This window comes from Shewanella electrica, from assembly GCF_022321485.1.
Lineage (GTDB): Bacteria > Pseudomonadota > Gammaproteobacteria > Enterobacterales > Shewanellaceae > Shewanella > Shewanella electrica.
Genome location: NZ_JAKOGG010000005.1, coordinates 134,084 through 147,110, shown reverse-complemented (window position 1 = coordinate 147,110; position 13,027 = coordinate 134,084). Strand labels below are relative to the sequence as shown.

General features: G+C 50.9%; 11 protein-coding genes. 6 read left to right on the top strand and 5 right to left on the bottom strand.

Annotation, left to right across the window (positions count from 1 at the left end; all coding sequences use genetic code 11):
* Window positions 1–21: 21 nt before the first annotated feature.
* On the bottom strand, window positions 22–2,178 hold the full coding sequence (pdsS, locus tag L9G74_RS09620) for a proteobacterial dedicated sortase system histidine kinase (protein WP_238896094.1): 2,157 nt from the start codon (window positions 2,176–2,178) through the stop codon (window positions 22–24).
* Window positions 2,179–2,186: 8 nt separating this feature from the next.
* Window positions 2,187–2,882: a proteobacterial dedicated sortase system response regulator gene (gene pdsR, locus L9G74_RS09615; RefSeq protein ID WP_238896093.1), complete on the bottom strand. Its 696-nt coding sequence runs from the start codon at window positions 2,880–2,882 to the stop codon at window positions 2,187–2,189.
* Window positions 2,883–3,094: 212 nt separating this feature from the next.
* On the opposite strand from pdsR, the gene pdsO reads away from it, so the two are divergent.
* From pdsO to L9G74_RS09595, 4 genes are all read left to right on the top strand, one after another.
* Window positions 3,095–3,838, top strand: coding sequence for a sortase-associated OmpA-like protein PdsO (gene pdsO, locus L9G74_RS09610; RefSeq protein WP_238896092.1), 744 nt, complete (start codon window positions 3,095–3,097; stop codon window positions 3,836–3,838).
* Between the two features lie 36 nt (window positions 3,839–3,874).
* Window positions 3,875–6,013, top strand: coding sequence for a marine proteobacterial sortase target protein (locus L9G74_RS09605; RefSeq protein WP_238896091.1), 2,139 nt, complete (start codon window positions 3,875–3,877; stop codon window positions 6,011–6,013).
* Window positions 6,010–6,606, top strand: a complete 597-nt coding sequence (locus tag L9G74_RS09600) for a class GN sortase (protein ID WP_238896090.1) — start codon at window positions 6,010–6,012, stop codon at window positions 6,604–6,606. Before L9G74_RS09605 ends, L9G74_RS09600 begins: the two co-directional genes overlap by 4 nt.
* A gap of 124 nt (window positions 6,607–6,730) precedes the next feature.
* Entirely contained in the window at window positions 6,731–7,921 is a 1,191-nt protein-coding gene (locus L9G74_RS09595) for a 1-acyl-sn-glycerol-3-phosphate acyltransferase (RefSeq protein ID WP_238896089.1), read from the top strand.
* Here the strand turns inward: L9G74_RS09595 and L9G74_RS09590 are convergent.
* Window positions 7,908–8,936: a GGDEF domain-containing protein gene (locus tag L9G74_RS09590; RefSeq protein WP_238896088.1), complete on the bottom strand. Its 1,029-nt coding sequence runs from the start codon at window positions 8,934–8,936 to the stop codon at window positions 7,908–7,910. The genes L9G74_RS09595 and L9G74_RS09590 overlap by 14 nt on opposite strands.
* A gap of 300 nt (window positions 8,937–9,236) precedes the next feature.
* Here L9G74_RS09590 and L9G74_RS09585 point away from each other — a divergent pair, with 300 nt between their 5' ends.
* The gene (locus tag L9G74_RS09585) at window positions 9,237–10,790 is read left to right on the top strand and encodes a M28 family metallopeptidase (protein ID WP_238896280.1); all 1,554 of its coding nucleotides are present in this window, start codon (window positions 9,237–9,239) and stop codon (window positions 10,788–10,790) included.
* Window positions 10,791–10,863: 73 nt separating this feature from the next.
* Here L9G74_RS09585 and L9G74_RS09580 read toward each other — a convergent pair whose 3' ends face one another.
* Window positions 10,864–11,289: a MaoP family protein gene (locus tag L9G74_RS09580; RefSeq protein WP_238896087.1), complete on the bottom strand. Its 426-nt coding sequence runs from the start codon at window positions 11,287–11,289 to the stop codon at window positions 10,864–10,866.
* 135 nt (window positions 11,290–11,424) lie between these two features.
* Between L9G74_RS09580 and hdfR the strand changes: the two genes are divergently transcribed.
* Window positions 11,425–12,273 carry an HTH-type transcriptional regulator HdfR gene (gene hdfR / locus L9G74_RS09575; protein WP_238896086.1) on the top strand — a complete coding sequence of 283 codons (849 nt, stop codon included), beginning with the start codon at window positions 11,425–11,427 and terminating at the stop codon, window positions 12,271–12,273.
* 81 nt (window positions 12,274–12,354) lie between these two features.
* Here the strand turns inward: hdfR and L9G74_RS09570 are convergent, their stop codons facing one another.
* Window positions 12,355–12,726, bottom strand: coding sequence for a diacylglycerol kinase (locus tag L9G74_RS09570; protein WP_238896085.1), 372 nt, complete (start codon window positions 12,724–12,726; stop codon window positions 12,355–12,357).
* Window positions 12,727–13,027: the final 301 nt, after the last annotated feature.

Sequence of the window (13,027 nt, the reverse complement as noted above, 5' to 3'; positions counted from 1 at the left end):
CTTTGGGAGTGTGTTGCTCGATCAACTTGATTGTAGCGGTAGCGTCACGGTAAACACCACGCCGGTGCCATCGGCGAGGTTGGCGGCGCGAATGCTGCCACCGTGGAACGCGGCAATCAGCCGTGCAATATACAACCCCAAACCTAAGTGCGGTTTCTGCTGGGTAGTTTGGCTGCGCACCGACACCATAGATTCAAAGATCTCCTCGGCCATGTTCTCTGGCAACTGCGGCCCGACGTTTTCGACACTGAGAATGGCGTGCTTGGCCTGCTGGATCAACCTCACTTGCACAATGCTGCCGGGCGTGTGGAACTCAATAGCGTTGCTGATCAGTTTGTCCATCAGTTGCGCAATATATTCTGGCACGCCGAGCATCATCATCGGCTCGCTGGGCGCGGTAAAGGCGAATTGCTCGTTAGGGTAGGTCATCTGATAACCGGCGATACAACCACTGACCACTTTGCTGAGCGGGAACTGGTCGGCCTCGGCATTGGACAATGACTCCTCCAAGCGCGTTGCTTCACTCATGTTGGATAGGATCAGCGAGAGCCGTTTGACGCCTTCTTGTGCCCGATCAACATATTTCATCGCATCGCCGTCAATCGGCTGCAAACTCAGGTGCTCCAATGAACTACGCACCACTGCCACGGGCGTGCGCAACTCGTGCGATAAGCGCGACGACATGTTCTCTAAATAATGGGTGTATTGGCTGAGGCGGCCGACCACGTTGGCAAAGCTGCGCGACAGATCACCAATTTCATCCCGCACCGGCGACGGTATGATGGCGTTGCGGATGCGGCCTTGGCTGTCGATCGATTGCTCTGCTTGGTCACGCAATTTGCGCACGCGACTTGAGATGCTGGAGGCGAAGAAAAACAGGCTCAAAGTGCCGATGCTCATCACTATCAGAATGATGTTAAACAGCTTTTCCAGCGCTCGGTTACGCATCGTCCGAATACCGTGGGTGGTTTCCTCTGCGATAACCGCGCCCATCACTTTATCGTCAATCCAAATCGGGCTGGCGGCGGCCAACACCACGGCTTTTTTGTCTGGCGTAAGTCGCCAGGTAGACGCCAGTTTGCCTGCCAATGCTTGCTGAATATGGCTGCCTTGCAACTCGGTTGAGTCTTTCAACGCATCGACAAAGTCATCCGGTGGTCGAGTCAATATCTTGTAATACAGCGGGTTAAGATACTTTTGCTGCAACTTGCTCCAAAAGGTTTGCGGCTCGTTTTCGGGCTCCGACCACGCACCGCCACCATCATGTAAATTGCCAGATTTGGCTAACACGCGGCCGTGAATATCCACCACCCAAATGCGTGAGTTGTTGTGGCCCATGCCTTTAATGATGCTTTCAATCTCGGGTGACGGCAGCAGTACCGTGCCGAGTTTATCGGCGCTATCGGTGGCGGAGGTGCCGACGATGGCTTCCACTTGGCGAGTGCTTTTGTCATTCACATCATGAATGGCAAAACCCAGTTTGGAGCCGACCATCTCCAGCGGCATACGCAGTTCAATGTTGTAGCCCGCATCGGTTTTCACCCATTGGCCTTGAATGCGAATTTCGGGTTTTACGGGCGTATCGAGTGCCGGGTCTTCAGGCAGTTCAAAGGCGCTGAGCCAACCATCTTGCATGTTTGCAATCACATAGCGGCGGAATTTACCGTCTGGTGCTAGCGTGGCAATGGCTAACATGTCGTTGCGATCAACCGCCAAGCTGTTGCGGCCACGATAGACCACGTTGGCATCGCTTACTTCAAAAAAGGCGTACAGATAGCCGGAATATTTACCCACCATATGGCGAAAGTGCAGTTTTGAATCGCTATTTTGCGCCAAAAATAGCCGGTTATCGCTGCCATATTCCATCGCTTTGTGGCTGTATTCGTCCCAGTCGGACAATTTGCCGTCGAGTTGGATTGGGCCGTTGAGCGGGTAGGCGTATAAGTCGCGGCCTTTTTCTACCTGCTTGAGAAAACTGGCTTGTTTATCAAATAGTTTTGGACGTTCGTGCAAGGCGGTTGCTACCGCCTGAGTGGTGCCTTCGAGGGTTTTTTCTTGACCATAGCGCAGGTATTTTTCCATCTCCCACACATACTTATAGCCTAACCACGGCAGCCCGAGCAGAAACATCGACAACACCAGCGTTTTGGTGCGCAGGCCAATAGGCGGATGATACATAGTTAATTTCACCCGTGTGCGTCCCAGCGATAACCCATGCCATATACCGTGTCGATGCAATCAAAATTGGCATCGGTGGCGATGAATTTTTTACGAATGCGTTTGATGTGTGAGGTGATGGTGGAATCATCAACGTAGATTTTGGCTTCTTGCATCAAATCGCCGCGACTACGCACATGGCCCGGATGTTTTGCCATGGCGTGTACCATCCAAAACTCGGTCACGGTCAGTTCAATCGGATGTCGATTCCAGCTCACTTGCATGCGGTTCACATCAATCGATAGCGGGCCGCGTTCCATCAGTTGGGTGTCCGATGGTGTTTCGTTGGCGGCCAATTCACTGCGGCGAAACAGTGCCGCTAAACGCGCCAGCAAATGTGGAAAGCTGACATCTTTACTCAAATAGTCATCGGCACCCAGACGCAAGCCACATACGGTATCAAAGTCACTATCGCGCGCGGTTAAAAAGATAATCGGCAGGGTGCTCGACATGGCGCGCAGCGCTTGGCACAAGGTAAAACCGCCGTCGATTTCATCTTCGAGACCGATATCAATAATGGCTAAATCAGGCAGGCGTGTATTGAAGGCTTGCATCGCTTGTCGGCGATTGGCATAGGCTTGCACGCTGTAGCCTTGATTTTGTAATACGTCTTTATAGTTCTCGCGAATAGCGGCTTCATCTTCAACGATGGCAATCCGTTTCATAGTGGTGACAACTTCCTATTCATAAGTTAGCGCAGACTATACAACAATTTGCGTCTGAAAAAAGCGGCCAAGGTGCTTTGCCATTTTGTTGCCACAATTCATCGGCGAAGTGCCACTTTTGCTCCCCTTAGTTGCCATTTGGGCACGGTTTAATGACTCCATCGAAACGACGCAGCTACTGCGGAACACATTAAACAACAAGGAATCTCAATATGAAAAAGCACATCGTCGCTACTTTAATCGCTTCAACTTTAGTTATGTCAGTTGCTCCAGCCATGGCCGCCGAAAATGCCGCCAATCACGGCGATAAAGAAACCGCCATCGGTCTGGGCAGTGGTATTGCGGCTGGTGCGTTGGTCGGTGGGCCAATTGGCGCCATCGTCGGTGGTTTTGCCGGTGCCTTGATGGGCAAATCGGTGGCGGATGATGATTACATCAAAGAGCAAGATAAAACCGTACAGCAGCAACAAGCACAGATTGTGGCGCTGAATGAACGTCAACAATCCCTTGAAACCCTGCAAGCACAATATGCTGATGCACAACGCCAGTTGAAAGCAGTGCAAACCGCTCGCTCTGCCAAGTTGGAAGAGTTGACCATCGGCATGGACGTGCAATTCCGCACTGGTACTTACGATATCGAACCGCACTTTGCCAAACAGTTGGACGATATCGCCTTTGCCATGAGCATGGCACCAGAGTTGACCTTAGATCTGTCAGGTTACGCCGACCGCAGTGGTAACTCAGATACTAACTTGGCCTTGTCTGAACAACGTGTGGCCGCAGTAAAAGGCTACTTAGTTGACCACGGTGTTGATGCATCACGCTTGAATACTCAAGCTTATGGTGACACTGCGCCGTTGATGGCTGAGCAATCTGCAGAAGGCAACTTCTTTGACCGCCGCGTATCGTTACGCTTGCAAAACCCAGAAGCAGCGATGACCGCTAATCGTAACTAATGGCGGAGAACTTAGCTGATGGTCAAGTCAATGGAAATGAACTACCCATCCCGCCAGCGCCCTTGCGCGCTGGCAGCGCTAATTCGGCCGCCATTATGGTTGGCCAATAGCCTTGCCACCGCGGGATTACTACTGCTCGGTTTACTGCTGCTCAATCTACTGAATTCGGTCAGTGCCATGGCTTCGGCCGATAGCCCATTACGGTTGAATCCCGATTGGCCGGGCAGTGGCACGATGCAGCTGTTCAACGATGCCGGTGAAGTCGCACCGCCGAAGCTGACGACTCAAGTGGATATGCAGATCAACGGATGGACCAATCGGGTCACTGTCACCCAAAGTTACACCAACGCCAGCGAACAATGGTTGCACGGGCGTTATCTGTTCCCGCTGCCAGAAAATGCCGCGGTTGATTCACTCAACATGCAGATTGGTGAGCGCGTAATTGAAGGACAGATCCAACCGAAACAGAGAGCCAAACAGATGTTTGAACAAGCCAAAGCCCAAGGCAAACAAGCATCGCTGCTGAGCCAGCAACGGCCGAATCTGTTCACCGCTGAGGTAGCCAACCTTGGCCCCGGGCAAACCATCAAGGTGCAATTTAGTTACCAGCAGCAAGTGGAATATCGCGAAGGGGCGTTGTCAGTGCGCTTTCCGATGACCTACACACCACGCTACGTGCCGCAGGATTATGCCGATGTGGATGACGCCGCCGACATCATGGGCGACTTCAGCTATGATCCCGCGCCAGTTACCGCAGCCACCGATAATGGCAGTGTCAGCATCAACTTAGATTTACGCGCAGGTGTGCCACTCGCCACCGCCACATCACCGAGCCATCCGTTAACTAAGTTGGCTGATGATGGTGACCAGCAGCAATTTAAGTTTGCCAACATGGTGGCTGACCGTGATTTCATCTTTAGCTGGCAACCAGCGAATGGTAGCGCGCCCCAAGCGGCACTGTTTAGCCAACAAGGGCAGACTCATCCGCTGGCCGAAACCGGCACCCAAGCCGCTGCGCCGCAGGATTACAGCTTGTTAATGCTGATGCCGCCACAAAGTAAACCAGAGCAGCCGATGCCGCGCGATTTAGTGTTAGTGGTGGATACTTCCGGGTCGATGAGCGGTGCTTCCATGCAACAAGCCAAAGAGGCGGTGCGTTTTGCACTGACCAGCTTACGACCACAAGACAGTTTTAACGTGTTGGCTTTCAGCAGCGATGTATCGGCATTAGCGCCACAAAGTCTCCCGGCAACTGCCAGTAATATTGGCCGCGCGCAGCAGTTTGTTGCCCAGCTACAAGCTAATGGTGGCACCGAAATGGGGAGAGCGTTGGATGCGGCATTGCCAAGCAACTATCAAGTGCCACAAGGTGTGTTGCGCCAAGTGATCTTCATGACCGACGGTGCCGTAGGCAATGAAAAACAACTTTTTAACTTTATTCATCAGCGTTTGGGCGACAGTCGGCTATTCACCGTGGGTATTGGCAGCGCGCCCAATGCTTACTTTATGAAACGCGCTGCACAGGCGGGCCGTGGCACCTTTACTTACATCGGTTACGGCGAAGATGTATCGACAAAAACCGTCGCTTTGCTCGAAAAAATTGCCGCGCCGGTGGTGACTGATGTGCAACTGCGTTTTGCCGACGGCACCGTGCCCGATTACTGGCCAGCACAAATTCCTGATCTTTACCTAGGTGAACCTGTGGTAGTCAGCATCAAGCAAGCTCGTGGACGGCATAGTAGTTTGACGATCTCTGGCAATGTTGCTGGGCAATTTTGGCAACAGCAACTGACATTGACGCCAGAGCTGCGTGATAGTGGACTCGATCTGCTTTGGGCGCGTGGTCAAATTGGCGCGCTGGAACTGGCACAAGATGACAGCAATCGTGACCGCACCGAGCAGCAAGTGACGGCGTTAGCGATGAAGTACCACTTAGTCAGTCAGTACACCAGTTTAGTGGCGGTGGACGTGACGCCGGTAAATCCTAATGCCCCCGACACACCGCAGGCAGAGATTGCCAGCAAAATGCCCGCGGGTTGGCAGCCACCAGGCAACATGCCACAAACCGCCAGCAACAGTCGTTTGTTACTACTGTTAGGCGCGCTGATGCTGCTACTTGGTGGTGCGCTATGCTGGTTGAGTCGCCACCCTAAGCAACAACGTTGTGTGTCATGAAACGGCGTCAGTGGGTACAGCTTGCCGCGCTAATGCTGATGTTCGTTGGCGCGGCCGTAATGGCCAAAGGAGGATATATGCAAGCCAAGGCGATGTTTGCTCAATACCTGATTGAGGAAGCCTGGGATAAAACCATTAAAGATGGTGCCGCGCACAAACCATGGTTTTGGGCCGATACCCATCCGATTGGAAAACTGTGGGTTGGTGATAATCAGCCTCTGTACGTGTTAGCTGGGGCGAGCGGGCGCAACTTAGCGTTTGGTCCGGCACAAGTGTTGTCGAGTGCGGCAGCGGGCAAGGGCGGTAATACTGTGATAGCCGGTCATCGCGATACGCACTTTGCCGTGCTGGCCCATGCCAAAAAAGGCCAAGAGATCCGTCTGCAATCAATGACCGGGGATATTTACTACTACCGCATTCGTTCCACCATGATTGTGCATCAATCGCAAACTCAGTGGTTACAAGACCAAGGCGCACCGATGCTGACCTTGCTCACCTGTTATCCATTCAATGCGCTCAATGGCGGCGCCGAGTTACGTTTTGTGGTGCAGGCGGACGAAATCGCCATGCCGTTGTGGCAACATTCAGCTTAGCTTCGCCGCGAGGTTAACTTGTCGGCGTTGTGCGATAAACACAGGCAGTGGTAGCATTGCCTGTCTTTTTTGTATTGCCAAGTAGGTCAGTTGTAGGCCATCACGCCGTAACTGAACGGGTTGAATGAACAATAATAACTTTGACGATATTCGTCCTTACGATGACTCCGAAGTCAACGAGGTGTTAGCGCGTGTAGTCGCTAGCCCAGATTTTATTCGCGCGATGGCGCACCTGCGTTTTCCCAAATTGGCCAAATATCTGCCTTGGATTATTCGACCATTGATTCGTCGTGGCCTGCAAAGTAAAGCGGCTAAGCTGAACTGCGTACACGACGTACAGCTGATGGTGCTGCAATATTTGCAGCAGATGATCGACCGCAGTGTCAGCAATTTAACCGTGTCAGGGTTGGAACATCTGCCCAAAGACCGTGCCTGTTTGTTTATCAGTAACCACCGCGACATCGTGTTAGATCCCGCATTAGTCAACTACGCCCTGCACGAAAACGGGCAACGCACCTTGCGCATTGCCGTGGGCGACAACTTGATGACGCAAAAATATGTGGAAGACTTAATCCGCGTCAACAAGAGCTTTGTGGTGAAGCGCTCAGCTAAAAGTCCGCGTGACAAGCTGAAAGCCTCAAAACAACTCTCCGCCTTTATTCATCAATCGCTCACCAGTGACAACGAACATATCTGGATTGCTCAGCGCGAAGGTCGTGCCAAAGATGGTGATGATCGTACCAATCCTGCGGTGATCTCTATGCTGGGGCTAAATCGCCCTAAAACCATGGCGTTTAGCGACTATATTACCTCGCTCAATATCGTGCCGGTAGCCATCTCGTATGAATGGGACCCATGCGATATTGCCAAGGCGAAAGAGTTGCAATGTATTGCTGAATCAGGGTGTTACGAGAAGCGGGATAGCGAAGATATCAACAGTATTGTGGCGGGGTTTGTTGGTCAGAAAGGTCATATTCATCTGTCATTTGGTACGCCGTTACAGCAGCCGTTAGATTCGGCGGAAGCCGTCGCCGCCGCGATTAATGAGCAGATTTGGCAACGTTATTATCTGCACCCAAGCAACCTCGTTGCTCACCAACAGCTGCAGGGACAAACCTTAACCGATAGCCAACTGTTAGCGGCGCAGCAGCAGTTGGCGCAGCGCAGCCAAGGTTTATCCGCCGCCACCGCTGAACGGTTACAACAGATGTACGCTAAACCTGTGGTGAATCAACGTCATGAAGCGCCAGCCGTTGCGGCTAACTCCGTTGCTGATGATGTTGCCGTCACTGAGGCTGCGGCTAATCATTGCTGATTGGCATCACTCGATTACGTCCTAAACGTTTAGCCTCGTAAAGTTGTGCGTCAGCACGTTCCAATAACTTTGCGGGGCTATCTTTGCTCTGCCATTCCGACACGCCAAACGAGGCGCTGATATTATTGATGGTGGCATTTTTGCGGCGGTCTTTGACACTGACCTTCTCAATGCTGCGTCTGAATGATTCGGCGACATGCCGTGCCATGCGCAGTTGGCTATTAGGCACCACAATGGCAAACTCTTCACCACCAAAACGATATACCTTCATGCCGTCGCGGCAGGTTTCTCGTAGTCGCGATGAAACCGCCTTAAGCACCTGATCGCCTAACATATGGCCATAGGTATCGTTGACGCGTTTGAAGTGATCGATATCGGCCATGATGACGCAAAGCTTATTCGGCACCTCTTTCACCAGCAGTTTGACATCAAGATCAAAGGCGCGGCGGTTATAGCAGCCGGTAAGGGCATCGAACAGACCGTCCTTTTCTGCTTCTTGCAGTTTTTGCTGTAGCAGTGAGATCTCTTTCTGCGCTTTTTCGAGCTGCTGGTGGAAATAGTCGGTACTGTTGAGAATTTCGCCCGAATCCTGCACCAAGTTACGCACCATATCCATGATCTGCTCAAGGCTGGTGGCTTGCTGCTCCAACTGATTTAACTTGCCGAAGTTTTTGTCTAAACGTTCACGAAAAGTAGTGGTATCTAGGCTGGTGTCGCGCAGCGATTGGCTGAGTTCCACTGTCATCGCTTCCACACTCTGGCGCAGTTCACGCGTGTTCAGGTCTTGCTCGCTGCCAATATGCTCGCGGTAAAGCTGCTCTGCCGCAGAGGGTGGGCAAGTCTGATATTGATTAACGATTTCATCCAACTGGCTATTGAGCTGAGAGTTTTGCTCACTCACATAGGTATACCACAGCGCATAGTTTGTCGGCGTTATCGGGATTTGGTACTTGAGCATTAACGGCAGTGCTTTTTTTAAATATTGTGCCGCTTGTTGCAGCAGAGATAACGCCATAAAACATTCCTAAACGTTTATTCTTTGTCCATCGGAAAGGGCTGGAACATCAAATTACAATTTTTAGTGTAGCTGCCTTGGCGGCCACTGCCTGATTTCTGCAGGCTTAATTCGCTGGTCTCATCGGCCTACCAGCGTTGATAACGCATTTATTCTGAATAAAAATTCAAGCGTTACTCGTGCTCAAGCCCTAAGTTGCGATTGCCGCGAGCATATTCGCTGCTAGAATGAAAACCTATTTATAACAATGTGAAGGAACATGCAGTGAAATTCCGTTCTTTGTTAGGTATGGCGGGGTTGATGTTGACACCTGTGCTTCAAGCCGCGCCATATCAGTTTAATGAACAAGCTTATCGCAACGACGTTAAAACCCTTGCCAGTGACCAGTTTGAAGGTCGTGCGCCGCTGTCTAAAGGCGAGTTGTTGACGCTAACCTACCTAGAAAAGTCCTTTAAAGATATCGGTCTTGCCCCCGCTTTTGGCAAAAACTTTCTACAAAAAGTGCCGATGGCGAAAATTACACCGCTTAACAAAGACATGCAACTCAGCATGGGCGATATGACCTTTAAATTAGGTGATGACTTTATTGCCCGCACTGAGCAACTTGCCCAAGAAGTGGACGTAAAAGATAGCGACGTCGTGTTTGTTGGCTACGGCATCAACGCGCCAGAATATGGCTGGAATGATTACGCCGGTGTCGATGTCAAAGGCAAAACCGTGATTGTGCTGGTGAACGATCCAGGCTTTGCTACCCAAGATCCCAACGTATTTAAAGGTAACGCCATGACTTACTATGGCCGTTGGACTTACAAATATGAAGAAGCGGCACGCCAAGGTGCTAAAGCTGTGTTTATCGTGCACGAAACTGCCCCAGCCGCTTACGGTTGGAATGTAGTGGCTGCGGGTGGCACTACCACACGTTTCACCTTGGTGGATGACCACGACAATATGTCAAAAGTGGGCATCATGGGCTGGATCCAGCATGGTGTGGCACAAAAAGTGTTTGCCAAAGCGGGCATTGATTTCGACCAAATCAAACACACTGCGGAAAAGCCTGGCTTCAAAGCGATTCCATTGAATATGAAAGCCAATCTGACGCTGAAAAACGGTATCGAACGTGCTGAGTCGCACAACGTTGCGGGTGTATTGCGTGGTAGCAAATATCCTGATGAATATGTGTTGATGCACGCCCACTGGGATCATCTTGGCAAAGAGATGGTTGATGGCAAACCGGTGATTTATAACGGCGCCGTGGATAATGCCTCTGGCGTTGCTGGTGTGCTGGATTTAGCGCGCCACTTCAAGAGTTTGACCGGTAAAGATGCGCCGGAGCGCTCAGTGGTGTTTGCTGCCTTTACCGCGGAAGAAACCGGTCTTATCGGTGCGCAGTATTTTGCCGAAAATCCACCAATGCCGACCAAGCAGATGGTGGCATTTTTGAATATCGACGGCATGAACATGGGCCAAAGCGTCGATTACATTTTGCGTTACGGTAATGGCGTGTCGGAGCTAGAAAAATATATGGCCGATGCTGCAGCCAAGCAGGGACGTCATGTGAAGCCTGATCCGCGTCCACAAAATGGTTTGATGTTCCGCTCAGATCATTTCGCCTTTGCTAAAGAGGGCGTGCCGGGCTTGTTATTTATGAGTTTAGGCGATACCGATCCAGACTATATCGCGCATAAATACCACCAAGCCGCCGATGATTATGATCCAAACTGGACACTGGATGGCGTGAAACAAGATCTGTCACTCATGAGCGACGTGATTGATGCGTTGACCCATAATCGTGATTGGCCCAAATGGTTGGAAGACTCAGACTTTAAAAAGCGCCGTGCGCAAGATGATCGTTAGTCGCATTGCGCCTATCGCCTAAGTGAAAAAGGAGACCGTCGGTCTCCTTTTTGCTGTGTGGCGTATGTGTGGTCTAGTCTACTTCACTGACTTCAGCTTCATCGCTGTCTTCTGCTAACTCGATATCGGTTTCTAACATTTCTACCGAGTCGGCAACATGGCTACTGCTTTTGATGAGCGTGGTACCAACCACGGCATAAAAAGGTTTGCCCATCGCCAGTTTGGTGTATTTCAGCCACAGTTTCTCTAACGTGGTTTCCGCGTCCGCTTGACCCGTGGCAACGTCAACAAAGTGTTGCTCTTCGGCATTAATCGCAGTACGGCTACGTTTAGCTAAATCCCGTAGCGCAACGCCGTAGGTTTCTAACAGCTCGGCTTCCTTGTTGGTAAAGTCGCCTGAACGTTTGAAACCACGGGGGAAGTTAGCATCATCGTAAAATGGACGATCAGATGAAAAACTAGTCGCAGTTTCTGCATTCACCAAAACTGCTGTGTTCATGGATGTAGAAGTTGTGCTTAACATAGTCTCATTCCTCGTAAAATTTACCTGAGCAGGAGATTTTCAAGCAGAGTATTGGCTAGTATTATGCGTAAATAAATCAAAAAAATTTTACCCCCTTGTTGAAAGAATTTTATGGATACCGATCTGCTCAAAACGTTTTTGGAAGTGTCACATACTCGCCATTTTGGTAAGGCGGCGGATAATCTATTTCTAACGCGCAGTGCGGTTTCTTTTCGAGTCAAACAGTTAGAAACGATCCTCGGGGTTGAATTGTTCGAGCGCCAGCGCAATAACATTCAACCTACACCGGCGGGCGAACGTATGTTAGTGCATGCTGAAGCCGTGTTGATGGCATGGGAGCGAGCCAAGCAAGATGTGTCGCTCAGCCAACATCAGTCGGTGCAATTAGCAATCGGCGCAGCGCCCAACTTGTGGGATGCCTTCCTACAAGAGTTTTTGCAAAACCTACACAAGGGCATGATGGGCATCTCGCTGCGCACCGAGGTGCTGACCCAATCGGTGCTGACGCGGCAACTGATGGAACGTACGCTCGATATCGCTATTTCGTTTGATCCGCCCAAGTTGGAAGAGTTTGAGTTACTGCAGATTGGTGAGGTGGTGTTGTCGCTGGTGGCCAGTGAACCGGCGGAAAATCTGCAACAGCTCAGTGGGCGGCAATATATTAAGGTGGATTGGGGCACGGCGTTTAATATCCAGCACGCCAGAGATTTTGCCCAATTGCCGTTACCGGTGCTGCACACCGGTTCAGCGCGTATTGCGCTCGATTTTCTGATTAACAATGGCGGTTCGGCGTTTTTACCACAAAATATGGTGCAGGCCGAAATCGATAAAGGCACATTACATTGGGTGAAAAATGCACCGAGCATCAGCCGCAATGTGTACATCAGCTATCTTGCCAACAACGAACGGTTATCGGAAATTCGTCGCGCGGTGGATTTTTTACGGCGCGGTACGTCGTAGGTTTAAATGAGCAGCGTCGTAGTCGTTGCAAAAAATAAAGCCACTCAACTTAGGTGAGTGGCTTTATTGTTGGTGAGCGAGTTAGAACAGCAATGGCCACAACACGGTAACCCAAGTTAAACCACACAGCACCAGACTGAAAAATACCGCGGCCGACGCGATATCTTTGGCGCGGCCAGACAGCGGATGGATCTCATCACCAACACGGTCAACTACAGCTTCGATGGCGGAATTGAGCAGTTCTACAATCAGCACAATAAACACAGTGAGGATTAGCAATAATCGCTCCACGGTCGGCACTGGCACCAGCAAGGCGATGGGCAACATGATCAATGCCAACACGCTCTCTTGCCGAAAGGCGGCTTCGTGCTGCCAGGCGGCTTTAAGGCCTTTTATCGAAAAGCCAGTGGCGCGAAAAACGCGTTTAATACCGTAATTATTTGCGGGTTTCATAATGAATGGCTGACATCCTGTGGTAATGAAATTAACGCTGTAGCGCGCCAAGCCGCGCCAGTATAGCACCATAATTTGTTGAAAATAGCCGCAACGCAGCGGTCACTGCATTGCTCGAGATTTAGCAACATGTGTTTGCCATGCAGGTCCGGCATCACTTTCACAACACCTGTATTTGGTGCAGTATGAATGCAAGTGCCAACTGATGGGCGACGTATGCGCTAGCGCTTGGCACTTTGTTGCTGTGTGGGTGACTCGCATGGATATACACCTGCACAGCCAACTCGTTAGCGGCTATTGC